This window comes from Paenibacillus sp. EZ-K15 (assembly GCF_002573715.1).
Lineage (GTDB): Bacteria > Bacillota > Bacilli > Paenibacillales > Paenibacillaceae > Paenibacillus_AQ.
In genome coordinates this window covers 474,243-500,984 of sequence record NZ_PDHM01000016.1, presented here as the reverse complement: position 1 = coordinate 500,984, position 26,742 = coordinate 474,243, and the positions used below count along the sequence as shown (strand labels likewise).

Here is a 26,742-nt window from a genome sequence, read left to right as displayed (position 1 = left end):
TCCTTTCACCTCCTACCACAAGCTGGTTTTGTTCATTCTGCGGCTCAGCCAGTTTGAGCCGATGACAAGCGTGAAATTGATGGCCGAATTGAACAGCCCTACTGCCGAGCTGAAGCTGTAATTGAATTCCTGCAGCCCGACCCGGTACACATAGGAGCTTATGACGTCTGCGGTATCGTAGATTGAGGGGTTATAGAGCAGGATGACTTTCTCGCTGCCGACGTTCATCAGCCTGCCGATCTCAAGAATGAACAGGATGATAATCGTAGGCATGATCCCCGGCAAGGTCACATTCAACATTTGCCTCCACCGATTGGCTCCATCGATCTTCGCGGCCTCATATTGTTCCTGGTCGATACCGGCCAGGGCGGCAAGGTAGATGATGGTCCCCCAGCCGATGTTCTGCCAAATTCCGGAGGTTACGAAGAGGGTTCGAAAATATTCAGACTCCAGCAGAAGGGAGACCCGTTCCCATCCGAAAAAAGCCAAAATATCGTTGATTAACCCGTCACTCATCGTGAATTCCTTAATAATGCCGCAAACAACGACCAGCGAAATAAAATGCGGCATATACGTTATGGTTTGAACCGTGCGTTTGAATGCGGCTTTTCTCACCTCGTTCAGCAGAAGCGCCAATATAATGGGTGCCGGGAAGCCAAAGAGAAGTTCATAAAAGCTGATTAACAGCGTATTTTTGACGACCCGCCAGAAATAAATGCCGTTAAAAAACGATTCGAAGTGCTCCCAGCCGGCCCATGGACTTCCCATGATCCCAAGACGTGGAGAGAACTCCTTAAAGGCGATGGACGCCCCGTACATGGGGAAATAATGAAAAACCGCAAAGTACAGAAGTACCGGAATTAACATGATGTACAGGAAACGATTTTTACTAATGTCCTTCAGCAAGCCCCAATTTCGAGGATTCAGACCTGCCGAGTTAGAAGGTTTAGAAGGAATTGACGTGCGTGTCGGAGGCGGAAGTTTCGCCATGCCGTTCTCACTCCTTATGTTCTGTCTATTGAAGTATCAAGTTGTTGCCAAGGGGAATGAACCCGCTCCATTCCCCTCGGCTCAAGATGTCATTATCGGCTGTTGTATCGATCCAAAGCGCTTTGATAGATTTCAACCGCGCGCTCAATCCCCAGCTTCTTGATTTGTTCCACATACTTGTCATAACTCTCCATCGGCTCCTTGCCGACAATGAACTTGACAAACATTTCCTCTTTATAGTTGCTTACTTCGGTTAGAATCTTGCCAAGCTCCTTGCTTTCTTCGGCGGTTGGCGTCAGGAAGCCAGGCAGTATATGCTTCTCGGCATCCGTCTTCGCCCATACTTTCACGGCCTCATCCTGCTCAGGGAACGTATTCCAGTTCCGACGTTCATCCGCTTCGTATGGACCATTCGGCTTGGAATACTGCGATACCATCTGCTGCAGACTGTATTTCTCATTGTTTTTAATCAAATCGGTATAGACCGGAGCACCGTTCTCCATCACGTAGCTCTCTCCTTCAATGCCGAAGTTGTAGAGCATCGCGCCCTCATCGCTGTAGGCATAATCAAGCCAGCGTACAATCAGTTCCGGATTTTTCGCAGCGGTTGTGATGGCTTTGCTTGGTCCCGGATTGTACTTGAAATCCCGTTGTCCTATAAAAGGAACTTCGTCTTTAAGGAGTGTTGGATATGGAGCGCCAACCAGCTTGAATTTCGGATCCTGCCCCTTCATGGCATCCATCCATTTTCCCATGCCGCCGCTGAGAAGATGCACTGTAGCGCCGGTCTGCCCGGTCAGAATCTTGTTATCCAGCGCTTTGGTATCGGTGAGCGCAAAATCCTTGTCAAACAAGCCTTCCGCAAACCACTTGCGGAATAAAGTCAGAAAATCTTTATACTGCGGATCTATGGGTCCATACTTCACCTTGCCTTCATCGTCCACATAGAAGGAATTTGAGGTGCGATAAGCTCCGATAAACGCATCGCGGATCTCAAAATTCCCTCCGGTGTAAGTCACGCTGAGCGGTGCTTTGGCCCCCTTCTCGTCACGAAAGGCGATTAACGTTTTCTCCCACTCCTCTATGGTCGTTGGAACTGGAAGACCAAGCTCATCCAGCCAATCCTGACGGATCATGGGACCCCGGAAGACGAGCCCGGACGGATTGCGAATCATGGGAAATACATAATATTTGCCGCTGTCTGTCTTGACCATTTGGTCAAGCGTCGGATCCGCTTCGAGTTTCTTCTTCAGGTTCGGCGCGTACTGATCAATCAGCTCATTGAGCTCCAGAATGACGCCGTCCTGAATGGCTTTCTCCGGTCCGCCCGGATAAGAGCCCGCACTTCGTCCGGTCCAATCGTATTCAATGACATCCGGTAGCTCATCGGACGCGATCATCAGATTGAATTGCTCGGCCGTCTGCTGATCATTCGGATGAATATACTCCACCTGAACTCCTGTTTTATCGGCAAGCGCTTTCCCGAACGGCGTTTCTGCAAGGTTAGAATAGAAGGTTACCGCATTCATGTTCAAGATTTCCCACGACGTGATCGATTCGGTTGTGTTTAGCGGATACGATGAACCGATTGCAGTGGATGTACCCTTCCCGGCCTCGTTCGGCTTAGCGTCCGACGCGTTATCCTTACTGCCTGACGAACATCCCGCAAGCACCAGACTTGTTAACAATATGGCGGTCAGTCCTGACTTCAAATTTCGCAACAAGCTGTCTTTGACCAGCAAACGTTGAACCATCATCATTCCCCCGATTGTAAGATAAGGTGTCGGATAGGCCAGCATGTTGCCCTATCCGTTGTCATTGTTCAATAAAACCCGTATCCCTTACCATAGACAAAATCTAAAATCGCAGGCAATTCCTTAAAAATCGATGGTTTTTCATGAAAAATCCGGTTTACAGTGCGGCTTTCTGATATTTCCCCGGGGTTACGCCTTCGAATTTTTTAAAGATTCGCAAAAATGTGCTGACATCCGCATAACCGACCTGGCTTGCGATTTCATTGATAGTAAGCTTTTGCAGAACCAGCAGTTCTTTCGCTTTGGACAGACGGAGGCGGTTAATGGTATCCAGCAAGGCTTCTCCTGTATATTCCTTGTACAGTCTCGATACGTAAGAGGGGGTCATCTGAAAAGCGTCGCCAATCATTGAAATATTCAATTTCGGGTCATACAGATGCTCTTGGACATACTGCGAGACATCTTCGATTAAATAACGGTGGTGATTGCGTTTCTCTGCCAGGATCCATTCACAGACCTGCGCCAGCATCTGTTTCATCCGTTCCTTCATCTCCGGCACATGGTCGCACTCGAGCAATAGATCCGCATCGGTGATATGCTCTTCATAGGTTCGCTTGCTGCCTGCCCTCACTTCCTCAAGCGCATTCAGCATCGTGCTTGCCAGGTTGTACATCAGGCATTTGGCGAGTGGAACCGAAACCGGGTGCTTGGAAAAGTTAGCTTGGAATATATCTTCCAAAATGGCTTCCGCTTTGTCGTAGCTCCCGCTCTTCACCAAGCCTATAAACTGCTGCTCGACACTCAAAGGATAATAAAATTGACGGGATTGCGTGCTCCTATCCGTAAGAGTGTCCGTATATGGGATGAACTGCCCGCTGCCCATCACAATTCGATATTCAAGCGCGGCCTGCGCCTCTTGATAAGAAAGAGCGATGCCGTGCAAATCCGAATGAACCTGACCCACAGCCACGGTAAGCTCTGCTTCGATATGCTTTCGCATGAAATCTTGAACCTGGGCCAGTATTCGATTCAATACGGTTTGCTCCTGCTCCACTGGCAAGCTCGCTTCGAAATTAACGACACAAGCAAGCGCATCGTTCATTTCTGTTGTAAACACAAGCGCTTCACCGGAAGCCGTATCCTCAAGCACATTCGTTAGTATGAAATAAAGCATTTGCTGCTTCTGATCCGGGAACCCGTGAATGCCAAACTGCTCAAACTTGCCATAATGATCGATCGATATCAGCAGGACAACAGATCGGTCGGATTGAAACTGTATATCGTGTGCAGGCAGCGTTGTATGGAGAGACTGATCATGCTCGGCGTATCCCTTTAAGAGTCGCCGCAACAAATGTGCTCGTATTGTATTGCGATGCTTGTGAAGGGCCGTTTGCATATCTGCCTTGTCATGAAAATATTGCTGAATCGTCCCCTGCAGGAACGTGTATTCATTGGCTCCCCCGTCAAACCTCAGTCCGAATTTTTTGGATAAACTTTGCAGCATCACTTGAACCGGCATATAGTTTCTGCGTAAAAACAAAACCGTAACAATACCTCCAATTAATAAGCTCAGGGCGATGCTGATCCATGTCAGTTGGCGTAAATCTTTCATTTTCTCATTGAATAATGCCGCTGGCAGTACGGATACATATTTCCATCCGGTTACTTGCGACGTGATATAGGAAACCGCGAACTGCTCCGCGTCCGAGTCTATATAGATCATTCCGCTATCGCCTTGCAGCTGCTCATAACTTATACCAGCAGGTACAGCCGGATCCTGTCGTGATGCAGCGATATACCGGCTATCCGTATCTATAATGAACATACTGGCATCCTTTTGCCGGGGAGCGCTCTCGATTAGTTTCGAATCCTTGATCAAGAACAGGACAACAGCCGGGGGCTGGGCCGGGGAATTAAATACGAGGGAATGTGCAAATACGACCACCGGAGAGCTCTGAAGACCATCTTGAAACCCCATCGATTTGTAACCGTTTACATATCTTTTCTCGAACAATCCCATCCACTTCTCATAGGAGGGTTCGTCATTCTGCCGCAGCTTTTGATAGAGCCCTCTGCCGTTCGTATGACCATACGTCGATATCACCGTATCACTGTTCAAATACATCACGTAAATATCCTCAATCGAATCGTTTGCATTTTTATAAGTTCGCAGGCTTTCCGATATGCTGAACACATCGTAATACTGATGATCACGAAGCGGTAACTCCACGCTGGAAAATGCCGAAATCCCCTTGTTTAGCGCAATTTCCAGGCTTAAACGCTCCAGGCTTTTCAGCTTGCTGTCAATAGACATTTCCATCTGCTGAAGAAGCAATGCGTTTGCCCGATTGGTCTCGCTCTTCACTTGATGGTATGAGAATGAATACAGCACGAAGCTGATCAGAATCGGCACCATTAATACGGTGACATAAGAGAACAGCCATGCCACAATGACGCTGCGGTTATATTTACGAAGGATGCTGAACATGTGATTTTCCTCCTTGTAGCCTTTTATGATAACAAGAGCAGCCTTCATAGGGATAAGGCTGCTCTATAAACAAGAACGGTTGCAGGTTATACGAATAACTACGAATTAATGGGGAATCCCATACAATCTCCACGGTTTACGACTGCCAAACAGATTGCATTTGCCCTTCTCAGCAGGGACAGGCGAGATGCGGAATCGAGTGGATCCGCTCCAACGGGCCCTGTAAATGTAAGCTTCCTCACCAGGCTTCAGAGCCAGATCGATCGTCCCATCTACCTGGATCGGACACTTCCTGGAGATTCCCCCGATGTCAATAAACAGGCCGTCGTCCGCAGATGTGGACATATCTGTTACGATCCGGCAGGGCTCTCCGGCAAGACTGCAAATATGTATCCAAGCCGTCCGCCCCTCCTTCCGAACAGCGCTAACAAGAAAGCCTCCTTCTGCCCGCAGCTGATGGAATACCGACTCCGTCCACTCTTTAGGGACTGCAGGGAAAATATAGATCCGCTCTCCTCTGCTCTGAAGCAGCATGTCATGGATCGATTCCGCTCCGGCCAGCGGCGTTTCGATAACCGGTCCCGCTTCTTTATACATGGTGTTCGGCTTAATGAGATGCATTAAACTTCGCAAGTACGCGAGGGCTTCATCTCCTAAACCTAACTTGGCTGCGATGGAGGCGGCTCCGGTGAAACTGAATCCGCGCAAATCTCCTTCAAGGCCGATCCAATGCCGGAGCGAGCGAAGAATCAGCTCCTTCTCCTCTTGAGTATCACCGATGATATGCAGTGGAAAGGCCGCCAGCATATGGCTGAAATGGCGGTGTCCGAATTCCATACGCTGACCCTCGCCGATCATATAGCCGGATGAATCCACCGGAAAAGGTACCAATCGCTCAAGGACTTCCCGCCATCGATCATGCAGCGAGTCATGAACACCAAGCTGATCCGTTATGCGGATTAAGGTTTCACATCCCCAGCGCAGCAGCGCTAAATCATAATGAGAATCGGCTGTCTTCACCTGCTTAAAGGACCCATATTCCGGTGAGATTGTGGGAGGTAAATGAAGACGGCCGTCCTGCCCTTCCTCAAGAAGATGCAAATATAATCCCACACTGCGCCGCAGAAGTGGATATACCAAGCTTCGCAGCATATGATCATCCATGGCGTAACGGTAATGACGCCAAGCGTTATGCATAACCCAAGTTAAATTTCCCACCTCATCCGTGACCGGACTGTTCAGATCATAGCTTGAGCTTCGACCGAGGCCTGCCGAGTCCGCACGGTAAGCTTCGGGAACATTACGGATCAATTGGTCCTGATGCTCCTGCAGGGAACGAATCAGCGACATGCCCAGATGGAGGCGATTCGCCGTATAAATCGGAGAGTAGCTCATCTGCACGTTCATATTGAACCATAATCCAGGCCATGGCGTAGAAGTGAGCCACGGACCTTGATTATCGATAGGCAATGAGTCCCCACGGGTCGCAGAAGCCAGCTTATACATTTGTATCCAATAAAAGCTTTCCAGCTGCGTATCCGGTATGGAAATGAAGCTTTCCGGATAGTAATGATGCCACCACCTGCGATGGGTATGAATCCAGGCTTCCCATCCTGAGGTTGAGCTCGGCACAGACCGAAGCTCCCGTACCGCTTGATCACAAGCGGCATCGTCCGTGCCATTCATCACGGTTAAGATACAGCTTTGCCGATGCCAGCTTCCCGACTCCTGTTCAGTCTGGTCAGAGCGACGAGTTAGCCAAGCTGTAGTGCAGCCTTCTCCGCTTCCATATTTCTGAACGCTGACTGAAACCTCACCGGATTCCTTATGCTGAACGGTGGTTTCGGGAATATATTGGTTGAGATTAATCCCGTCCGCATTCTTCAAAACAGGGTCAACCTCCGGATAAGCGTACCACTTCAGCTTCGCATCGCGTTCACCTTCATCTGCATCCAGCTCCACGACAAGTACGGGAGCTAATGCATGAACAAACGCACGAATTCTGACTTCTCCCTTTGTTGTCGGTATAACAGCCCTCAATTCCGCGTTCCATAATTCCAGCCGCATTTCAAAGGGCTGATAAATCCATCCCTCCAGCTCCAATGCGAGCTCGCCAATAGGCACGCGGACCGGGAAAGCCTGTTCACCCGGACGAGATGCGGTTATATCGGAGCGTCCAAGCACAAAACGCAGCACATTCCGTTTATCCCGATGTTCTTCACTGTAGATCATCGCTCCGAGCATGCCGTTTCCAAGAAAAGCCCCTTCATCCCAGCTGATTGGACGCGTTGTCCACAACATATCGTGTCTGGACATAAACACCGGCCAGTCAATAGCATTCTCAATGCGGGTAGTCACGATATCCCTCCTATTACAATGAAATATTGTTTCTTATGTGTGCTTGCTTGAATTCCGATGGTGTCATCTGCGTATATTTTTTGAACACGTCGGTAAAATACCGCCGCTCCACATAACCAAGCGACTCCGCAATCTCCTGGATTTGCCGATCCTCCAAGAGCAGCCGCTTGGCCAGCTCCATCCGTTCTTGAGTGACAAATTGACTAAATGCCATTCCCGTCACTTTCTTGAATAAGCCGGCAAAATAACTCGGGCTCAAGTGAACTGCCTTCGCGCTAGCACTTAAGCTGAGGTCCTGATCCAGATTGGATTTCACATAATGAATGGCTTCCTGGATGATTTTTGCGGCGGTGGAGCGATTCTGATTCTCGATGCGTTCACAGCCTAGCGTCACGATGCTATGCAGAATCTTCTTCATGTCCGTTAAGGACCTCTCCGAGCTGACCCGCCCTTCCCGAACGATCATGTTCAAATCGGACAGTTCATTCATCGGTACCTTATCTTGAATCGCCCTGAGCATCATGTACGCCAGCTCGTAGTAGAGGCTGATGAAGTATTCCGGCTTGGGAAGCGGCGACCTGTCCGTAAACTCATTCAGGATATGATCGAGCGTCAGTAAGGTTTGGTCGACGTTTCCGGATTGTAAGGCATATACCATTTCCTGCTCTGCGGTCCGTATGCTGCGCGGCAAGGACATTTCCGTATTAGCTACATCTTCATATGAAATCACCGCGTTGCCTCCGGTATAGAAATGGTATGACAGGGCATGCAAAGCCTGATCATACGATGAGTACAGTTCATGGATATGCGTTACGGATCTGCCAATTCCTATGGATATCGTTAATGAAGTATATAATCTAACATGCTGACAGCACGCTTCTGCTATGGCTGCCGCTGAAGCTGATAACGGTGTATTCAACACCGCTACCAGGCGGTTAGCCGAATCTCGGAATACCATCCCCCTTGTATACAAAGCGATGGTCTCCTCCGTAATATTCTTCAATGCAAACCGGGCGAGCTCCAGTTCATTCATCGGTGAATCTCGATGCTTGTCATCAAATCCATCGATTTCAAGAATCATGACGAGCAGATGCCTGGACTCCAGATCCGGCTTTACATATTCCCACCGCTGCTCCGCCTCATGTTCGTCCACCTTATGATGTAATAATAACGTGAACAATTCCTGACGCAGGAACGGCATGCTCTCCTGAACCCGCTGCTCTAATTCAGCGATATGATCCTCTTGGTTTCGTATCGCTTCAATTTCTTTTTTGGCCTTTACAACAATTTCCTCGATATGAGCCAGTGAAAAGGGCTTCGTTATGAAGTCAAACGCCCCAAGCTGAACCGCTTGCCTGGCATATTCAAAATCGCTGAAACCTGTCATCAATATGACTTTGCTTCGAGGCAGCAGCTCTTTGACGCGTCGAGTCAATTCCAGACCATCGAGCTTCGGCATTCGAATATCGGTCACGATGATATCCGGTTTGCACGAGGTGATCAACATGAGTCCGTCTTCTCCATTGATTGCCGTCCCGCATACGGATATCCCATGATGTTCCCAGTTGATTTGCTTGGATATGCCATCGACGACACTCTGAATGTCATCAATGAAGCAAATCGTTGTCGTTATTGCGCTCATCGGCTTAAGTCAACTCCCTTCGAGTTGTGGGTAACGGGGGATGATAATTGAGACTCGGGTACATACATTAGGTTCGCTTTCCATGTGCAAATCAGCTATGCTTCCATACTGAAGCTGTAATCGCAATCGGACATTATATAACGCATAACCGGATGTAGCTGAGGGTGCCAATTGTCGAAGAAGGGGATCAACTGGATCCTTCTCGTTCAGTCCCATACCGTTATCTTCTACGATGAAGTACAGATAGGTGCTATCCTGTTTCACCTGAATCCGAATGAACCCGCCCTCATTGCGATCGTTAAAACCATGCAGGATTGAATTTTCAACCAGCGGCTGCAGCATGATTTTCAAGATCGGGTGCTGCATATCCACTAAGGGATCAACCTCGATGGTGTAAGTAAACAGCGTTTCATAGCATTTCTGCTGAATTTTTAAATACTGCTCCACGTGGAGAAGCTCATGTGCAAGCGTCGTCATCTCTTTGCCGCGATTGAGGCCGAGCTGAAACAGCTGTGATAAGGACAGCACCATTTCCTGAACATCCTCCAATTGATTCAGCTGGCACTTCCAGTAAACCGTGTTAAGCGTGTTATATAGAAAATGAGGATCAATTTGAGCTTGCAGGGCTTTCATCTCGGACTGGCGTTTATCCTTCTCTGCCTGCTTCACAACGTCAAACATTTCATTAAGCTCTTCCAGCATCCGGTTAAAACGATAACCGACCTGCGTAATCTCATCATTGTATTCGCTTTCATAACGTACGTTAAGATCGTTCATCTCCACCCGTTTCATAAGCGATTGCAGATGGCTTAACGGTCTTATAAGCAATCGGGTCAGCATATTGGCAAAAGCAAACGACACGAGCAAGCATCCCGTAATAACTCCGAGAATGGTCAGCTTGATGCTGCCCATCTGCTTCATCAACTCCGATTTAGGCAGGAAGCTAAATAACGTCCACTCCTTCACACCACCCAGCTTGGTAAAGTTAACCAGGTACTCATAACCTTGATCCGAATACTCAAAGCTTCCCTGCTCAGCTGTTAAGGCCTCCCTATATTTAGGCTCATGTTTCAGCGTATCCGCGATGATGGAATCGTTTAACAGCACATCGCTCCCATCGGATGAGGCCAAGAGATGGAACTGTTTGCGATTTTTATCCTCCGAGGCAATTAAGGATCGGATCGAGTCGATTTTGACATTCGCTACAACGAAAATGTCCTCGATGTAATGGGAGGGTATGCCCTCCATTACAAAGGAAATGACGTTCTCCCTGCTGGAAAAGAAACGGTCCTCATGACCGGCCACCCATAATTTGCGCTTCTCGCTTTTGATAAGCGTATACAGCTCCGATTCATAGAACGAATGGGAGAAGTTACGCTGCTGACTTGTCTGGTAATAGTCACCCTCACGCGTGGCGATAAGTATAGAATCGATAACAGGTTCATACAGCTTGGTCTGCACAAATGTCGATTGCAGCCCGGACAGATGTGTATAATAATTCTCCGCCTCCGAGTAACTGCTGTCCATTCCTAACGCTCTTCGGTATGCGGTATTGACCATCATCGAGTAAACCGCTTGCGTGATATGATTCAGCTTCTCATCTAACACCTTCGAAGTTTGATGAATTGTTTCCTGACTTAGCTGATAAGCGTTGTCCTTCACAACTTCCTCCGCGATCATGTAGCTTAACGCGCCTGCGGTAGTAACCGCAAAGATGACAATGAGCATAAACGCGATCCAGATTCGGCGTCTGAACGATAATCGGTAGAGCATAGATCAACATCCTCCGTCTCTAAGTTTCGGCTGTGGCTGCAGTTGTCCGTAATAGTAGATCAATCACTTTGCCATGAGACATCCTGAGGATGCAGCGGATCAAATGACGGTATAGCTTGCATATTCACTCTGCCGGCGGCCCGTTCCTGATCTAATACTGCGTTGTAACGCGCGTTCAGATCCTCAACCAAACGATCAAGATCTCCGCCGATCATGATGTACTTGACGAATTCGTCCTCCCACTCCTTTCCTTTTGGTTTGAATCCTTGAGGCGATGCAGGCCATATCCCGTCATAATCACCTGGAAAAAAGCCGGTGATGCCGTCGATATCGGGTTTCCTGGCTTTAGCGGCTATCGCATCCACGGATAAAATGCCAAGTCCGGCTTCCTGATACCCGATCAGCACTTCATCGCTATACATATAACGGAGAAACTTCCAAGCTTCCTCCTTGTGCTTTGACTGGCTGCTAATCGATAACCACCTTGTCGCTCCAACTCCCTGATTGATCACTCCTTTATAGGTTCCGTCAATCGATGGGGGAAGTGCAGCTCCCCACTTGATCTTGGCCGGAAACTGAAACTTATAAATGCTGGGTTCCGAAGAATAGGACAGATACATCCCGATCTTCCCGTCGGCAAACTGCGCACGAAGCGGATCGATGTCCAGGGATTCTGATCCCGGCAGCGTACTGCCGTTCTCCATCATGGTCCGAAACGCGCTAATAATCGGTATAAAACCCGTAAAATCATAGATGCCTGTTGAAAAGTCATAACCATCGCCGCTGATTCCGCTTATTTCCGCAATCGGAACGGCTGACCGGCCAAGAGCGCTGGCAGGAATTTTATAGGGTAGAGCAAAACCGTAAACGCCATCCGCTTTTCCAATTTCGGTGATCCGGCTCGCCGCCTCCACCAACTCGTCAAGTGATTTCGGAGGCGAGGTTATGCCGGCCCGCTCAAACAGCTCCACATTATAAATAAGCCGCAAAGTAGATCCGCTGTTGGGAAGGCTGTATATGTATGGATCAAACACATTATATCCTTCAATAAAGGCTTGCTTCCCGAACCTGTTTCGGATCTCGGGCGTTAAATATTCATTCAAAGGCTCTACATAGCCTTTTCGGGTCATTTCAGCAAGATCGATCGGGGTGAAGATATCAGGGGATTGCTCGCTGGCAAATGATAAATCAAGCGATTGGGCAAAATCATCTGCCATAACCGTCATCTCAACCTCAATAAGATCGGAATTCTCTTGGTTATAACGATGAATGACCTCTTTGATATAATTCGCGTCATGGCGCCCCGTTGACCAGAATCTCAGCTTTGTCTTTTCTTCGGCACCAGACATATCCGATGCCGATGAGTGCGAAAATATACGGTCAGAGCCCTGCCCTTTGCCACCTTGCATGCACCCTGTAACGGTTATGCTCAAGCACATCAATGCAACCAGCGGTAATCTCCAAGTGATCATGCACGCTCCCTCCTTGTGCTTGTATCGTAGCATAACCTATTTTGTGGATATAGACAGAACGGTAAAAAAACTGTAAAGGGAAGAATATCGATTCATCTCCTCATACGAATAAGGCTACCCCAAGCAAATGCCGGGGGTAGCCTCTTGATCATTGTTATGTCCTGCTTAAATCATGTTTGGACCTAATCTTATGCCCTGTCTTAACGCTTGAATGATACTTCGGCTGCGATAGGCAGATGATCCGAAGCTTCCGTATAGATCACGCGCTGATTCGAATGCTGAACAGCTAGAGAGGTCAGAATGTAATCGATCGTTGCCGACGGATTGATTACAGGAAATGTATAGGCATCTTCAATTCCCTGAAAGCTGTTTACGAATAAACCGCTGTCCAGCAGCAATTTAAACTCTGAACTGTCTGGTTCTGCGTTGAAATCGCCCATCAGCAGCGCCGGTCCCTCAGAGGCTGATGCAAGCTCAATGATTTCCTGCGCCTGTGCCGTTCTGCTGGTGACATCCAGTCCAAGATGCGTGTTGTACACATCCACGTGGATCCCCTTCAGATTTACAACAGCATGAAGGACACCGCGTTGCTCCTTCCCGAAGCTGCTTAGCAAAACATTCTCGGATCGAAGGATCGGATACTTGCTAATGATGGCTGTTCCATACTGGCGGTTATTCGTCTGACCTTCCGCAGGTTCCAAATCAAGATTGGCACCATAAGCATAGTGATAACCTAGCAAACCCGCCAATTCCTTTGCTTGGTCTTGAAAGTCGCTTCGTTCCCCGTAAAACCGGTCCACTTCTTGAAGGCCGACAATCTCTGCGCCGGAATCACGGATGACATCAGCGATTCTTTGCAGGCTTAACTGCTCATCCAATCCAACCCCGTGATGGATGTTGTAAGACATCACCGTTGTGCTTACTTCTTTGCCTTGTCCTTTTCCAGCCGCCAGCACACCCGTTGTAAACATGGGAACAAACAACAGGCAAGCGATAAATGAGATGACGCTCTTTTTCATGGACGAATCTCCCTTTCATTGTCGAATGCCAAACTAAGCTACCTTTACTGTTGTTACCATTCTCAGCGCCTGACTCGCGTGGAAATTAATTAAATATGCTGTCCGGAACGTAATACACTTTTTGCGTATCTTTTTTGTTTACCGGGTCCGTAACGATCGTAAAATAAACGTTGCCGTTCTTTGTCTGCACTCCCTCGATTTCATGGTTCCCCACATTCGTGATTTTCACGAGGGTTTTGTATGTTCCTGCGTTTGTCATCATGGCAATCTGCGGGATGTCGCCTTCCGCACCGCCTGATGTATAGATTTTCGTCTGACCGAGCATATCGGCCCCCTGGAAGGATCCGTTCGGTCTTACGATTGCACTGCCCGACTGCGTAAAGCTGCCAACGGCGGCGTTAACCGCAGCTGCGCTGTCCATCCGCACCTGCTCATTGCTGTCCAGAAGCTTATTGAGTGCGACCGTGTCATAAATGGACCAAGTTACAGTCCCTTCTTTCGTCTGTACGCGGAACACCGTATGAGTACTGTTGCCGCCGCCATCCACACGGTAGGTCTCACCTAGCCTTGCCCCCGTTTTATTGGCATAATTCATATAAGTGAAACGATGCAAATCCGTATAATCTACGGTTTTGCCAGCCGAATATTGAAGTCTTGCTACCTGCAGCGACCAGTAATAGTCCGTTGAAGGATCTGCCTTTGAACTGAAATAAAAGTAATTGATGCCGTTGTACGTATACATATCCAGCGTTTGGCAGTGGCCGGTATTCGTGACGGTCATTTCATCTACATAAGTAGCGTCTTTCCCGTTAATGAGCAGTCTTGAAAGATAGCAATTTCCCTTCGACCGCTGTGTGACATAGAGATATTTATCCGCGATATAAGCCTTTTGAACTGCCACGTTATGATTAAGCCCCTTTAAATTGTAGGCGAGCGTTGCTGAAGCATTGATCGTTTTCTCAGGAGCTGCCGCGAATGCGGGCAATCCGGACAAACAAAACACGAGAGCTGCAAGTATTGCGGACGTGAGAATTTTTAAGTGCCTTTTCATATGGTTCAACCCTTGAACGTCAATCATCAATACACCTCCACTAATAGTAGGAATCCAATTGGACTGCCCCCGAATACGTACTAATAACAAGGTTCATGCGGGCATTTTTGTCATAGCTCTAGGATACATTCCTCCTCTCTTTATACAGAATCATCGTTTCATTCCAATCAAGTTTCTGCTTTATTACAGAAAATGGGGGATCCACTATTGAGTTTACCATGTACCTCAAGAATTTCCCGTGTATAAAATACTTAAAGTTATACGAACCGTATGGTCCTTTAGCCCTTTTTTTCGTAGGAGCTCAGAATATGTCGGTAGAGACTTTTATCGAACACTCATCCGACACAGTGAAACGAAAAACAAATAAAGCCGTGAATTAACGCGGCTCCTTGGTCTCAAGCAGTTTTGGGATGAAGTATAATGGATATAACATGAGGTACAGGTTAGGCACCCACCACATGATGTCAAAATCGGACTTCATGATCCAAAAAGCGATTGCTTGCAGTCCGGAACAAAACGTCAGGATGAGCGAGATTAAGGCAAAACTTCTCCATTTTATATTCATATGTTTATGTAAGTAAATACTGTACATCCCGGTGATGGAAATGAATATATCCAGCGGGAAGAACGACCAGTTCCAAACCACTAACAGCTCATTGGTATAATCCTGATATAAATATTCCTTAGGGATTAAGGCTAGCGCGGTAACAATCCAATACAAGATAAATCCGATATCCGTAAATAAAAACAAACCTTTTAATGTTTTACTCAAGTGATACCCTCTCTTCTCCTTTGATCTAATGATGGTTCAACCTTCCTTCTTGATAATCCCGGATAAAAGGATCTCTCCCATATCCCGCAGACTCTCCTGAAGCGTGATGCTGCTTTTATGATCAGACGAGTTCTCAATTAATCGATAAAGGCCTCCCACATACAAATCAATAAATATTTTGGTATTAAAAGGGCGCAACAATCCTTGATTGATTCCTTCGTGAAATAGTTCAGTGATGCTGTCCCATTGCTTATTCAGAAATTGATCCAGCGTCTTCCATTGATCAGGATAATAACGCTGGAGCTCGGTTATGAGGTTTAATCCGATAAACTGAAAATCAGTCGGAATGAGGATGAGGCATCGCTTAAGTTTATCGAGTGTAGTCAGATCAGGATTAGCCATGATTTCCTTTTCTTTATCTTGAAGTTCGATAATGGCCTCATGAAGAATCGTTGCAATCAGCACATCCTTGGAAGGGAAGCATCCGTACAGCGTCTTTGTGCTCATACCCACCCGTTTGGCAAGGTCCCCCATCGTAAATCGTAATCCCCTTCTCCTGATTTCATGGCTTGCCGCCTCAACAATGCGGTCTCTCAATAGGTGTACCTCCTCGTTCGGAAAATAATAAAACGATAATATTTTCCTTGATTTCTAAAATGATATCCCAATTCCTTTTTCAAGTCAACGTAAGTGCTCATTCACGACAAAAAGAGACAGCGTTGAATGCTGCCTCCAAGTATCGATGCATCGTGCTAATGTATAAGAACCCTTTTTTGTTTCAGCTTCGTTTTAGGACTTAAACCTTAACTGAACAACGCCGGTTTCCCAATCCGAATGAGCCCCCACTACGATATTGACTCGACAAGGGACCACTTCGAATTTCATGTTTCGATTCCATATAGCCAATTCCTCAAAGCCAAGCTCGAAGGTGACGGTATTTATATCACCGGGCTCCAGCGCTATCTTTTTAAATCCTTTTAATTCCCGCAAACGACGGGTAATTCCTGATTGAACACCTTGAATATAGAGCTGTACGGTTTCAAGTCCTTTCATGTCTCCGCTGTTTCTCACTTCCACGCTCACCTCAACGCGGCCTCCGGATCGAAGCTCTTCCAGCGTCATTTCCTTCTGAGAAATCGTTGAAGATCCGTATTCAAACATGCTGTAACCAAGACCGAATCCGAACGGATATAACGGCTTGGACGGCATATCGACAAATAAGAGGCTTGGCCCATTCATAATATCCTGCAAACTTTCAATATTATCCGAAATATTGTTATCTGTGATGCTTGGCTGTTAAATAACGTAAAAAAGCGGTTCAATGAATGAACCGCTTGGATCTTTGGCTATGTGGTCGATACGTATTATGGAATGATCCTTATTCGTGCGTTATCCGGTAACAGCGCGATGTGTCTTTTAATTGGTGCTTTCTACTTGTCTAGCATTAACTATATACAAGTTCTTTTAAACTTAAACCTAGCGCTTGCGCGGTTGATTCTTGAATTTCCTCGAATAGAGCTGGGTTGTTCGCAAGAGACATGCCGTAAGAAGGAATCATTTCTTTTATTTTCGGCTCCCACTCTTTCATCTGTTGCGGGAAGCATTTCTCTAATACTTCAAGCATAACGTGAACGGCCGTCGAAGCGCCAGGGGAAGCACCGAGCAAGGCAGCGACCGAGCCATCTGCGGCACTAACCACTTCCGTCCCGAATTGTAGCGTTCCTTTCCCCTTAGGAGTATCCTTAATCACTTGTACGCGTTGGCCCGCCACAACGATTTCCCAATCCTCGCTTTTGGCGTTAGGAATAAACTCGCGTAATTCTTCCATGCGTTTTTCATTCGAAAGCATCACTTGCTGGATCAAGTATTTGGTTAATGCCATCTCTTTTACTCCAGCGGCAAGCATGGTGAAAAGATTGTTCAGTTTGACGGAGCTTATCAAATCAAAATTCGAACCCGTTTTTAAGAACTTGGGCGAGAAGCCGGCAAACGGGCCAAAGAGCAATGCTTTTTGGTTGTCAATATATCTTGTATCCAAGTGGGGAACCGACATCGGAGGGGCGCCAACCTTGGCTTTTCCGTATACTTTGGCATGATGCTGCGCTACCACTTCCGGATTCTTACACACCATGAATAGTCCGCTTACCGGGAATCCTCCGATATGTTTTGACTCAGGAATACCGGTTTTTTGCAACAAATGCAGACTTCCGCCTCCGCCGCCGATAAAGACGAACTTGGCCGTATGATATTCGGTTTTACCGTGCTGGATATCATGCACTTTCACTTTCCACGAACCATCTTGTGTACGTTTAATATCCTTGACGCTATGCTTGTAGTTAATCTCGGTGCCTTTGCTCTTCAAGTGGTCAAACAGCATGCGCGTTAAAGCGCCAAAGTTTATGTCCGTCCCGGAGTCGATTTTGGTTGCGGCAAACGGCTCATTCGCTGTACGCCCTTCCATAATAAGCGGAATCCATTCCTTCAGCTGATCCGGATTCTCGGAATATTCCATCCCTTGGAAGAGCGGGTTGTTTGACAGCGCTTCAAAACGTTTTTTCAAAAAAGCCACGTCTTTTTCGCCTTGCACTAAACTCATATGAGGAATAGGCATGATAAAGTCCTGCGGATTGCGAATCAGATTGCTGTTTACCAGATAAGACCAGAACTGTCTTGAAACCTGAAACTGTTCGTTAATATTGATCGCTTTGCTGATGTCGATAGATCCGTCAGGTTTTTCGGATGTATAGTTAAGCTCGCACAGTGCGGAGTGGCCGGTCCCCGCGTTATTCCATTCATTGGAGCTTTCTTCCCCCGCGCTTGCGAGTTTCTCAAACACTTTGATCTCCCATTCAGGCACTAACTCTTTCAGTAAGGCTCCCAATGTCGCGCTCATGACGCCGGCACCAATTAAGATTACGTCTGTTTTTTTCTCCATGTTGCTCATTATAAACCTTCCTTATCCCATATATTTGAAAAAAGAGTAGACGTCCCTGCTAATAATGTCATTAAAAAGCAAGGCGTCCCCTGAAAACACACCTTTTCTGTGTCAATTATCACCATATTATTATAGTCTATTATAAATATTGATAGATTAAAATATCTACTATTATCTAATCATTATAAACTATTTAAAGTTGTTAACATAGTGAGAAGATCCTCCACAAAAAAAGCCGCAAGAATCGCGACTTTTTATGCATTGATATCCAATGTGTAGAGGTTTATGTATTACTCTTCCCTTAAAGAAGAATTAAAAAAAGCGCCATGTCCATACGGACAAAGCGCTTTGGTTATTAGTGAGGGGCCATTTTGCCAGGCATTTGCGACTGCATCGGGGCAGTGCCGTAACTATTCTGCATGTACTGCATATCTTGCTGAGGCAGCTGCGGTACTTGGTAGTAACCATGCTTATTTTGATAAAGTGAAATCTCATAAGCCATTTCAATGCAGTTGGGAAGGGAATCGGCAAGCACGCGGCGTACTACCGGATTTGTGGATTCCATGGCAGCATTGGTTTTCATCGTAGCACCCGATTTCACTGCGTTTAACATGCTGAGTGCGATGGTTTCATCGTTGATCTCGGCTGTGGACTGCATCGGTTTTTTCGGTTGACCTGGCTTCATGCCGTAAATAAAGTCATTGCCCTGCTTCATTTTATAGCTTTGCGTCGGCTTTGACGGATCTTGTCCTGATTTAAAGCATTCTAAGGTGATGTTATACTCATCAGCCATAAATTGCTTCTGACGCTGCAGGATATCCCGAAGCTCCGGATCCTGTACATGTCCGCTCAGCATGGTATACGTGTTCATGGTGTTGATTGCCCCTGCCAATACTTCGTGGACATCAAACATTTCATGACCTCCATGGTTCATTTGCGGTGGAATCATGCCTGTCTCCATGTTTTGATGATTTTGTTGTTGTTCGAATTGCATTCATGTACCTCCTAAAGTTATTATACGCCCTTCATATTGTGGATTCTTTTGTCCAGAATATACGGACGATTTGGCGATTGCCTTTTTCTTTTGAATAAGCAAACCGTCAAAGCTAAATAAAAAGCGGGTGGTTATGACTTCAATCCCAAAACCAATAAAAAAACCGCCTTAAAAAGGCGGGTGATCGCTCGGCATCTCGTCCAATTTATGCTGCATATAAGAGGATAGCTCATTCACCCTCCTTGATAACGATCGTTCCATCGGTACTAGTATCGCTTCTGCACATATTTGATTCCATACAAATATTGGAATAAACCACTTCATCCATGATACTATATTACTTGTATTAATAAATCAGCCTATATTACAGATAGTTTCGAAGGGTATACATTCGATCGTGCAATGAGGAGGTTGTTCATTGAGCGCAAAACAATGGATCGCAAGATGGGATACGGAGCAAACCACCGAAGTTAATCAGGCTTTGGCTACTGTTACAGGCAAACAAAATGTGCATAAAAAAGAACGCAGTTTCCCTTCCTCTCCCTTTGGAGTGACAGATGCTGGGCATGAGGATTTTCGAGGAGTCTCCTTGAGTGAAATTATCCAATACCTAGATGTTCAATATGTTGATTTGTCATTTGCTCGGTTTATGGATGGAACCGGTCTGAACTCATCCAGATTTGCGCATTGTCGCTTTGATGGAATGAAACTTGGCGGTTCGTTTGTGACGCGTCAATTCAACCATTGTTCGTTTCGAAAAACAAATTTGAAAAACGCCCGGATGGGAGAGCGGTTTGAGGATTGTGATTTTACCGGAGGTAACTTGAGTCATGCCATAGCACGCGACGCGGCATTCATTCGGTGCAACTTCGCCAATGTCAATTTTCGGGGCGCCCATCTGATGTATTGCCTCTTTGAAGAATGCAGCTTCGAGGGAGCAATCTTTCATAACGGTTCCTTATCCGGAAGCCGGTTTGTGGGTGAAACAGACGCTCTGCCGGTTTGGGGTAATACGATTATGGAGTACGTCAAGATTAACGGAGAACCTTTTGCTTAATTTTCGAACCTGTGAGCCGAAGACTCATCCCCTTACCTTTATTCTTACAAGTTACAAAAAAGTAAAGAAGCCGCGAGATCACGGCTTCTTTACTTGCGCTATAGCAATCGTCATGCTTGATGCCAAGTTCATCAAAGAACTGGTGGATGCTGTATTCACCCATCAGGTTACGCTATGGATCAGTTTCTCAATCCACGTCAATTCTCCTTTAACCTGGGAGATCGAATACTGCAGAACCTCGTCCCGGAATAACGCCTCCCCACCTTCATCCAGTCTTCTCTCGATGTCTGACAGCAACGCTTCCAAGTCCTTCTTTCTCCTATGTAAAATCCGAATCCGGTCCTCCTGAGAAATCCGCTCGAACAGGGACACTCTTACCATGAATTCGATTTGATGTTTTGCATCTTTTTCGGTGAATTCCTTGATAAGATTTCCTATTTTCTCCCTGCCTGCTTCTGTAATTTCATATATATACTGATTCGGTCTGCCTTCCTGCTCATTTCGATGTTTGCGTACAAACCCCTCATCCGTAAATTTTCGCAATGTCGGGTATAACATATTGTGATTGACGTCCATCAAATAACCGAGATCTTTTTGTATTTCTTTTTTTATTTCATAACCGTGTTTCGGAGATTTTTCGATTTGGATCAGAATGAGAAGTTCAAGATACATGATGGCTCAGGCCTTTCGTCAACGGATTTGGCAAAATCGCTGCATCGAAGCAGCACACCTCTAGAGTATATGTTCTACTAAAATCCGACAAGGCAGAATATAAACGGAACTTTGGACATGGGTCATTGGAAACTATGACCAGCTGTGGCATTATGTTAAATTAACATATGGTATATTACACTAGCATTGGAGGGAATGTAATGAATCATGATATCATCTCTTTAGAAGAAATCACGCAATTCCATTCACCGACCGAAGAATTCAATCCTTATGATTGGTACAAGCACAAATTGCAGCATGAGCCCATCGTTTATAACCAGGCAACCCATACATGGAACGTCTTCCGCTACAATGACGTCAAGAGGGTTCTCAAGGATCATGAATATTTCTCTAGTGCAAGAACCCGAACGACGATTAGCGTTGGTGCCGACAATGCTGAAGGCCAGAAGATGAGTAAAATCAACCTTCAATCCGATCCACCGGAGCACCAAAAAAGTCGAGCATTGATTTCCGCCGCTTTTACCCCTCGCAGTTTAAAGCTCTGGGAGCCGCGCATTCAAGAGATTGCGGACCAGCTTCTGAACGAAATGGGAGACGCCGATGTCATTGATATCGTTCAAAATTACGCGAGTGCGCTGCCGACCATCGTCATAGCCGATCTGCTCGGCGTCCCTTCGGAAGACCGCCTGTTGTTTAAGGAATGGGTCAACCATTTATTCCTCCCCTTGCCCAAAGACCATTCGGAAGATGTACAGGAACTGAAACGTCATGCAGCCAAGGAATATTACAACTATCTCTACCCTCATATCGTGCAAAAAAGAGCAAATCTATCTGACGATATCATATCCGACCTCATTCAAGCCGAGGTGGATGGTGATCGATTATCGGATGACGAGATCGTCAGAACGACGATGTTCATCCTCGGTGCGGGTATTGAAACGACGACGCATCTGTTAGCCAATACGTTCTATTCCTTCTTATATGATAACAACCAAATTTATGGCGAAATTCGGGCCGACCGCGAGCTTCTTCCCAATGCCGTAGAGGAAATGCTCCGCTATCGGTTTAACATTGCCAAAATGGACCGCACCGTAAAACAGGATAACAATATACTCGGCGTGGATTTGAAGCAGGGCGACGTCGTCGTCGCATGGATGAGCGCTGCCAATATGGATGAGGAGGTATTCGAGGATCCCTTCACTTTGAACATCCACCGAGCCAATAACAAAAAGCATTTAACTTTTGGTAACGGCGCACACTTCTGCCTGGGAGCTCCGCTGGCACGACTTGAAGCAAACATTGCGATCAGCAGATTTATGGATTATTTCCCGCGAATTGAGCCGATGGCCGATTTTAAACTGGAGGATAACCTGAGTCCGTCTGCAGCAGGACAAATGTTGACGCAGCTTCCAATCCGCGTTCATCGTTCATAATAGCCTATTAAAGTTCATATTCTACAAGCAAAAAAACCTTCACACGCAAGAGCCCAAGCTGCGTCGAGAAAGCCTGTGCTTTACCTAAAAGCACAGGCTTTCTCATTTTTTTAAGTCCAGCTATCTTTCGCGTTCATACCAATAACCGGGACGCCCGTTGTTTAATCGAATGAGCGCTTCGAGAAAGAAATAGTCACCCCATATAACAAAATCATCCGGCGCAATCCCTCCCCTGACAAAATACGAACCATGCCGCAGAAAACCTTCTTCATCCGGATTACCGTCCGTAAAATAACCGTTAACCATCGAAACCATTGAACGCCGAACGGCATTTAGGAAAAGTTCCCTGCGGGGATCATCGCCTGGCAGCAAATCTGCGATTTCCAGCATCCCGCATGCCGCAACGGCAGAGGCGGAGCTGTCCCTCGGCGTAAGCGCTGATGGCAGGACGTCGAAATCCCAATAGGCGACATGATCATCCGGAAGGTGGTCGATGTAATAACGCGCCATTCGAACCGCCGTGTCCAAGTATTGCGTTTCTTTGAAATAACGGTACAAATTGGGGTGTATTTTTATTAGCAGGTGCTTCATGTTTCGCAAGGTACGAGTATTTCATTGGCCAAGCGTATTGATATTACGCAGCTTTAAAGCTGCAACTAGCAATAGCAACTTATTAAAAACGGAAGGGTTATGTAAAAATAAGTCTTCAACGCCTAGTGGTATTCATCCGGAGAGTGTGGGACAAATGTCTGCACCTCAGCTGATGTAAAAATTCTGAATTTCTTCTCTCGCAACCGTATTCCTCCTCTCCAGAGTACGGATAAATACCATGGCCGTCTACGTAAAGATCGAGTCAGGAACATGCTGGCACCAATAGGATGCCATCTCATAATCCTGCAGCAGCTGCGATTCCTCGGTAAAGGAATATATCCGGCTCCACTACCCATGTTTACGTTCACACAACATCCATCCGTTAAACGGGTCAAACTCTAGCCGGCAACACTCTTTGCCAAGCTGTTGTTCTAGCCCCACTTCAAGCAGCAGAGAACGGGCCGGGACAATCCTACCGACGCCAACATCGCAAAGATACGACCGCCCTACCGCTTCTACCTGCAAAATCTGATGCCACCGCAGTGGCGGCGGATTCGGCTCGTCGCGTCAAAACCTCGCGAAATAGCAGGTAACCTGAAATCCAAGTTCCTCCAAGAGCCAGCAAAAAAAGAGCGTTGAGTTCAAAACATTACCCGCCGTCGCGGCGCGTTGCGAGATTTGCAAATGGATTGAATTCATAGGATGATGTACCTCAGCTTCATCGGTATTAAAGCTCCTTTATGTACTTTTCCATACTCAGCCGCTCACCTCCTCACCTCCTCCTGTTACTGAAACAAGTAGCGTTTCTCTGTATGCAAGCAGATTAATTCGCAGTGGGAGAGAATTTAGACCTACGAATCAAAGAGGTGACGGCGGCGTATATTTATGATTCTTTGTAAATGTTGTATGGGTTTGGACGATAAATTTGTTATATAAAAATAAACAGGACATCAGACACTCTCTTTTCCTGCTTCGAGTGTTTGATATCCTGTTTACTACCTAACTTTGTATCATTAAAACGCTCACTTACTCGCTCGACAATCTACAAGGAATTCTAATGAATCTTAAAATCATACTCATCATCCCATTGCATGAAGAACAAAGTTAACAAGAAAGAGAGCTGCAGTACAATACAACGGAAGCGAAATTTCTTTTGCTTTTCCTAGCGAAATTTTCAGAATAACATAGGCTATAAATCCAAATGCCATTCCATCCACAATGCTGTAGGTCAAAGGGATTAAAGCAATAATGAGAAATGCGGGAAACCCTTCGGTAAATTGATCGAATTGAATGCGTTGTACCCCGGAGATCATCAAGCCTCCGACAATAATCAATATCGGAGCAATCGCACTATCCGGAATCAGCTTAATGATAGGAATGAAGAACATTGACACGAGAAATAAAACACCTGTCGTAATTGCTGTGAGACCAGTGCGCCCACCCGTCGATATACCCGCAGCGCTTTCCACTGTTGAAACCGTAGGACTCGTTCCGAAAATGCCGGCAGTGATAACCGAGATCGCATTGGCCTGCAAGGAGCGTGTGAATTTTTGCGGCTTCCCCACCATACTCAGATGGCCGTGTATCATACCAATATTTTCGAACACAATGACGAGAGCCAGTGTAAAGGCCGCAATCCAAAACGTCGCCGAGGCCATGTTGCCTAACGAAAAGGCCCCAAAAACGTCTAAGTAGGCATGAAGCGACACATCACCGTACGATACTTCACTTAGGTTCACTTGGCCGAAGCCGATGGCAAGCAAGGTGCCAATGGCAATGGTGATCAGAAAGTTACCCGGGACATTGCGGATGAACAACACCAGTGCAATGGCTAACGTCACCAAAGTAAGCATCGTAGAAGGGTCGGAGAAATGACCCAAGGCAACGAATGTTTGTTTATTGGCAATGACTATGCCGCCTTTTTGTAAGCCAATAAACGTAAGAAATAAGCCAATGCCTACCGTTGTCGCTTCCTTTAGCGAGTCGGGAATGGACTGTGAAATCGTTCTGGTGAGTGGTGTAAATGCAACGAGAGCAAACAGCACACCTGACACGACGACCGCACCCAACGCTTCCTGCCATGTAAGCCCCATCGTCTGAACAATAGTATACGTGAACAAGGCATTGATCCCCATCCCTGGCACGAGAATGATTGGAGTATCTGCCCACCAACCCATCAACAAACACCCGACGAATGAGGTTAAGGCGGTAGCGATAATCCCTGCTTCAAGCGGGATGCCTGCATCCTGTAAAATGGACGCATTCACGGCGATAATATATACGATCGTGAAAAAGGAAATGACGCCTGCCAGCAGCTCTTTCTGAACTGGGCGTTCAAGATCTGCGGTTTCCTTTAACCGACCGGATCGTTTACTCATTCATGTTGTACCTTCCTTCTATATAATCCCTCGCCCACCCTTTGCTTATGAAACCGTAATTCGTTACTAATAACATGACCGTCCGTAATGTCGCCCGGATCCCCTTCAGCGCACAGCCTCACGAGTTGGTACAGGAAACGGTTGTTTACGATAGAAGATTCATGAACGACTCCCCATTACCTGTTCCCTTAATATCGAAATTTCGCGCTAGAGATGCTGCCAAATCAGAGAATGTTTCCCTCACGCCCAAGCTTCTTGGCTGTTTCAGAGCTGGGCTGTAGACAAGCAGAGGCACGTATTCTCGGGTATGGTCTGTTCCCTGATACGTTGGATCATTTCCATGATCTGCTGTTAAGATCAGTAAATCCTCATCAGTTAGCCGTTCTATTAGTTGAGGAAGACCGGCATCGAATTGCTCTAGCGCCTGAGCATAGCCTTGGGGATCGCGCCGGTGACCGTATAACGAATCGAAGTCGACGAGATTTGTAAAAATCACTCCTCGGAAATCGCGCTCAAGTGCCTCAATCGTCTTTTGCATTCCATCCGCATTGCTCTTCGTCGTTATCGCTTCTGTAATGCCTTCGCCAGAGAAAATATCATTGATTTTACCTATCGCGATGACATCCAAACCCGCTTCCTTCATATGATTTAGCACGGTTGGCTCCGGCGGCTTAACAGCATAGTCGTGACGGTTCGGCGTACGACGCCAAGCCCCCGATTCCCCAACATATGGACGAGCGATGATACGACCGACGGCAAACTCATCCTGCATGGTCAGCTCACGTGCTATACGGCACGCTTGATAAAGTTCCTCTAACGGAATTATTTCTTCATGAGCGGCAATTTGCATGACGCTATCCGCTGATGTGTAAACGATCCATGCGCCCGTTCTTATTTGTTCATCACCTAACTCATCTAGGATATCCGTTCCAGAAGCGGGTTTGTTGCCGATCACACAGCGACCTGTCGCCTCTTCGAATCTGGTGATCAGTTCGTGAGGGAAGCCATCGGGGTATACGTTAAATGGCATCATCACTTTAAGTCCTGCCAGTTCCCAATGCCCTGTCATAGTATCTTTTCCAACAGATACCTCCGCCATCTTGCTATAATAAGCTAACGGCTTCTCCGTTGGTTGAACTCCTTTCAGCTGTGCTATATTGCCTAGTCCGAGCTTCTGTAGATTGGGCAACGCTAAGCCCGGCACCTTAGCAGCAATATGCCCGAGAGTATAAGCGCCCTGATCACCGAATGAACTTGCATCCGGCAGTTCCCCAATGCCCACACTGTCCAACACGATGCAGCATATCCGTTTGAATCTCATGTCATGTCCCCCGTTCATAACTATTTGTTTCTAACCGTTCAG

Annotated in this window: 21 protein-coding genes; 2 read left to right on the top strand and 19 right to left on the bottom strand. The window is 46.7% G+C overall.

Features of this window, described 5'->3' with window-relative positions:
- Positions 1-12: 12 nt before the first annotated feature.
- The 14 genes from CRG97_RS14835 to CRG97_RS14770 all read right to left on the bottom strand — a co-directional run bounded on the left by CRG97_RS14835 (position 13) and on the right by CRG97_RS14770 (position 19,248).
- Positions 13-990 carry an ABC transporter permease gene (locus CRG97_RS14835; protein ID WP_202618928.1) on the bottom strand — a complete coding sequence of 326 codons (978 nt, stop codon included), beginning with the start codon at positions 988-990 and terminating at the stop codon, positions 13-15.
- A gap of 92 nt (positions 991-1,082) precedes the next feature.
- Entirely contained in the window at positions 1,083-2,789 is a 1,707-nt protein-coding gene (locus CRG97_RS14830; RefSeq protein ID WP_237566404.1) for an extracellular solute-binding protein, read from the bottom strand.
- A 112-nt stretch (positions 2,790-2,901) separates the two neighbouring features.
- The gene (locus tag CRG97_RS14825; RefSeq protein ID WP_161952938.1) at positions 2,902-5,232 is read right to left on the bottom strand and encodes a helix-turn-helix domain-containing protein; all 2,331 of its coding nucleotides are present in this window, start codon (positions 5,230-5,232) and stop codon (positions 2,902-2,904) included.
- Positions 5,233-5,337: 105 nt separating this feature from the next.
- Entirely contained in the window at positions 5,338-7,590 is a 2,253-nt protein-coding gene (locus CRG97_RS14820) for a glycosyl hydrolase family 95 catalytic domain-containing protein (RefSeq protein WP_202618927.1), read from the bottom strand.
- A gap of 13 nt (positions 7,591-7,603) precedes the next feature.
- Positions 7,604-9,232, bottom strand: coding sequence for a response regulator (locus tag CRG97_RS14815; protein WP_098744209.1), 1,629 nt, complete (start codon positions 9,230-9,232; stop codon positions 7,604-7,606).
- 9 nt (positions 9,233-9,241) lie between these two features.
- Positions 9,242-11,005 (bottom strand): cache domain-containing sensor histidine kinase, encoded by a 1,764-nt coding sequence (locus CRG97_RS14810; RefSeq protein ID WP_098744206.1) that lies wholly within the window; start codon positions 11,003-11,005, stop codon positions 9,242-9,244.
- A 59-nt stretch (positions 11,006-11,064) separates the two neighbouring features.
- Positions 11,065-12,477: an ABC transporter substrate-binding protein gene (locus CRG97_RS14805; RefSeq protein ID WP_161952937.1), complete on the bottom strand. Its 1,413-nt coding sequence runs from the start codon at positions 12,475-12,477 to the stop codon at positions 11,065-11,067.
- Positions 12,478-12,677: 200 nt separating this feature from the next.
- Positions 12,678-13,496: an endonuclease/exonuclease/phosphatase family protein gene (locus CRG97_RS14800; protein WP_098744201.1), complete on the bottom strand. Its 819-nt coding sequence runs from the start codon at positions 13,494-13,496 to the stop codon at positions 12,678-12,680.
- An 85-nt stretch (positions 13,497-13,581) separates the two neighbouring features.
- Positions 13,582-14,574 carry a helveticin J family class III bacteriocin gene (locus CRG97_RS14795; RefSeq protein ID WP_098744198.1) on the bottom strand — a complete coding sequence of 331 codons (993 nt, stop codon included), beginning with the start codon at positions 14,572-14,574 and terminating at the stop codon, positions 13,582-13,584.
- A gap of 349 nt (positions 14,575-14,923) precedes the next feature.
- Complete coding sequence (locus tag CRG97_RS14790) at positions 14,924-15,319, bottom strand: YvaD family protein (protein WP_098744195.1); 396 nt, start codon at positions 15,317-15,319, stop codon at positions 14,924-14,926.
- 36 nt (positions 15,320-15,355) lie between these two features.
- A complete protein-coding gene (locus CRG97_RS14785; protein ID WP_098744192.1) occupies positions 15,356-15,916 on the bottom strand; it encodes a TetR/AcrR family transcriptional regulator in 561 nt (186 codons plus the stop codon).
- A gap of 192 nt (positions 15,917-16,108) precedes the next feature.
- Complete coding sequence (locus CRG97_RS14780) at positions 16,109-16,558, bottom strand: fibronectin type III-like domain-contianing protein (RefSeq protein WP_098745123.1); 450 nt, start codon at positions 16,556-16,558, stop codon at positions 16,109-16,111.
- Between the two features lie 205 nt (positions 16,559-16,763).
- Entirely contained in the window at positions 16,764-18,263 is a 1,500-nt protein-coding gene (locus CRG97_RS14775; protein ID WP_098744190.1) for a malate:quinone oxidoreductase, read from the bottom strand.
- 346 nt (positions 18,264-18,609) lie between these two features.
- Complete coding sequence (locus tag CRG97_RS14770; RefSeq protein WP_098744187.1) at positions 18,610-19,248, bottom strand: spore coat protein; 639 nt, start codon at positions 19,246-19,248, stop codon at positions 18,610-18,612.
- A gap of 418 nt (positions 19,249-19,666) precedes the next feature.
- Between CRG97_RS14770 and CRG97_RS14765 the strand changes: the two genes are divergently transcribed.
- Entirely contained in the window at positions 19,667-20,305 is a 639-nt protein-coding gene (locus CRG97_RS14765; RefSeq protein WP_098744184.1) for a pentapeptide repeat-containing protein, read from the top strand.
- A gap of 162 nt (positions 20,306-20,467) precedes the next feature.
- Here CRG97_RS14765 and CRG97_RS14760 read toward each other — a convergent pair whose 3' ends face one another.
- Entirely contained in the window at positions 20,468-20,977 is a 510-nt protein-coding gene (locus CRG97_RS14760; protein ID WP_098744182.1) for a PadR family transcriptional regulator, read from the bottom strand.
- Positions 20,978-21,177: 200 nt separating this feature from the next.
- On the opposite strand from CRG97_RS14760, the gene CRG97_RS14755 reads away from it, so the two are divergent.
- The gene (locus CRG97_RS14755; RefSeq protein ID WP_098744179.1) at positions 21,178-22,410 is read left to right on the top strand and encodes a cytochrome P450; all 1,233 of its coding nucleotides are present in this window, start codon (positions 21,178-21,180) and stop codon (positions 22,408-22,410) included.
- Positions 22,411-22,530: 120 nt separating this feature from the next.
- Here the strand turns inward: CRG97_RS14755 and CRG97_RS14750 are convergent, their stop codons facing one another.
- The 4 genes from CRG97_RS14750 to deoB all read right to left on the bottom strand — a co-directional run bounded on the left by CRG97_RS14750 (position 22,531) and on the right by deoB (position 26,700).
- The gene (locus CRG97_RS14750; protein ID WP_237566403.1) at positions 22,531-22,920 is read right to left on the bottom strand and encodes a hypothetical protein; all 390 of its coding nucleotides are present in this window, start codon (positions 22,918-22,920) and stop codon (positions 22,531-22,533) included.
- A 429-nt stretch (positions 22,921-23,349) separates the two neighbouring features.
- Entirely contained in the window at positions 23,350-23,526 is a 177-nt protein-coding gene (locus CRG97_RS33620) for an arylamine N-acetyltransferase (protein WP_237566402.1), read from the bottom strand.
- 554 nt (positions 23,527-24,080) lie between these two features.
- Positions 24,081-25,379 (bottom strand): NCS2 family permease, encoded by a 1,299-nt coding sequence (locus tag CRG97_RS14745; RefSeq protein ID WP_098744176.1) that lies wholly within the window; start codon positions 25,377-25,379, stop codon positions 24,081-24,083.
- A gap of 145 nt (positions 25,380-25,524) precedes the next feature.
- Complete coding sequence (gene deoB / locus CRG97_RS14740; RefSeq protein WP_098744174.1) at positions 25,525-26,700, bottom strand: phosphopentomutase; 1,176 nt, start codon at positions 26,698-26,700, stop codon at positions 25,525-25,527.
- Between the last annotated feature and the right edge of the window lie 42 nt (positions 26,701-26,742).

Coding starts and splice junctions, on each gene's coding strand:
- CRG97_RS14835 (WP_202618928.1), bottom strand. CDS start 990: ATGGCGAAACTTCCGCCTCCGACACGCACGTCAATTCCTTCTAAACCT.
- CRG97_RS14830 (WP_237566404.1), bottom strand. CDS start 2,789: ATGCTGGCCTATCCGACACCTTATCTTACAATCGGGGGAATGATGATG.
- CRG97_RS14825 (WP_161952938.1), bottom strand. CDS start 5,232: ATGTTCAGCATCCTTCGTAAATATAACCGCAGCGTCATTGTGGCATGG.
- CRG97_RS14815 (WP_098744209.1), bottom strand. CDS start 9,232: ATGAGCGCAATAACGACAACGATTTGCTTCATTGATGACATTCAGAGT.
- CRG97_RS14810 (WP_098744206.1), bottom strand. CDS start 11,005: ATGCTCTACCGATTATCGTTCAGACGCCGAATCTGGATCGCGTTTATG.
- CRG97_RS14805 (WP_161952937.1), bottom strand. CDS start 12,477: ATGATCACTTGGAGATTACCGCTGGTTGCATTGATGTGCTTGAGCATA.
- CRG97_RS14800 (WP_098744201.1), bottom strand. CDS start 13,496: ATGAAAAAGAGCGTCATCTCATTTATCGCTTGCCTGTTGTTTGTTCCC.
- CRG97_RS14795 (WP_098744198.1), bottom strand. CDS start 14,574: ATGATTGACGTTCAAGGGTTGAACCATATGAAAAGGCACTTAAAAATT.
- CRG97_RS14780 (WP_098745123.1), bottom strand. CDS start 16,558: ATGAATGGGCCAAGCCTCTTATTTGTCGATATGCCGTCCAAGCCGTTA.
- CRG97_RS14775 (WP_098744190.1), bottom strand. CDS start 18,263: ATGAGCAACATGGAGAAAAAAACAGACGTAATCTTAATTGGTGCCGGC.
- CRG97_RS14770 (WP_098744187.1), bottom strand. CDS start 19,248: ATGCAATTCGAACAACAACAAAATCATCAAAACATGGAGACAGGCATG.
- CRG97_RS14760 (WP_098744182.1), bottom strand. CDS start 20,977: ATGTATCTTGAACTTCTCATTCTGATCCAAATCGAAAAATCTCCGAAA.
- CRG97_RS14755 (WP_098744179.1), top strand. CDS start 21,178: ATGAATCATGATATCATCTCTTTAGAAGAAATCACGCAATTCCATTCA.
- CRG97_RS14750 (WP_237566403.1), bottom strand. CDS start 22,920: ATGGCGCGTTATTACATCGACCACCTTCCGGATGATCATGTCGCCTAT.
- CRG97_RS14745 (WP_098744176.1), bottom strand. CDS start 25,379: ATGAGTAAACGATCCGGTCGGTTAAAGGAAACCGCAGATCTTGAACGC.
- deoB (WP_098744174.1), bottom strand. CDS start 26,700: ATGAGATTCAAACGGATATGCTGCATCGTGTTGGACAGTGTGGGCATT.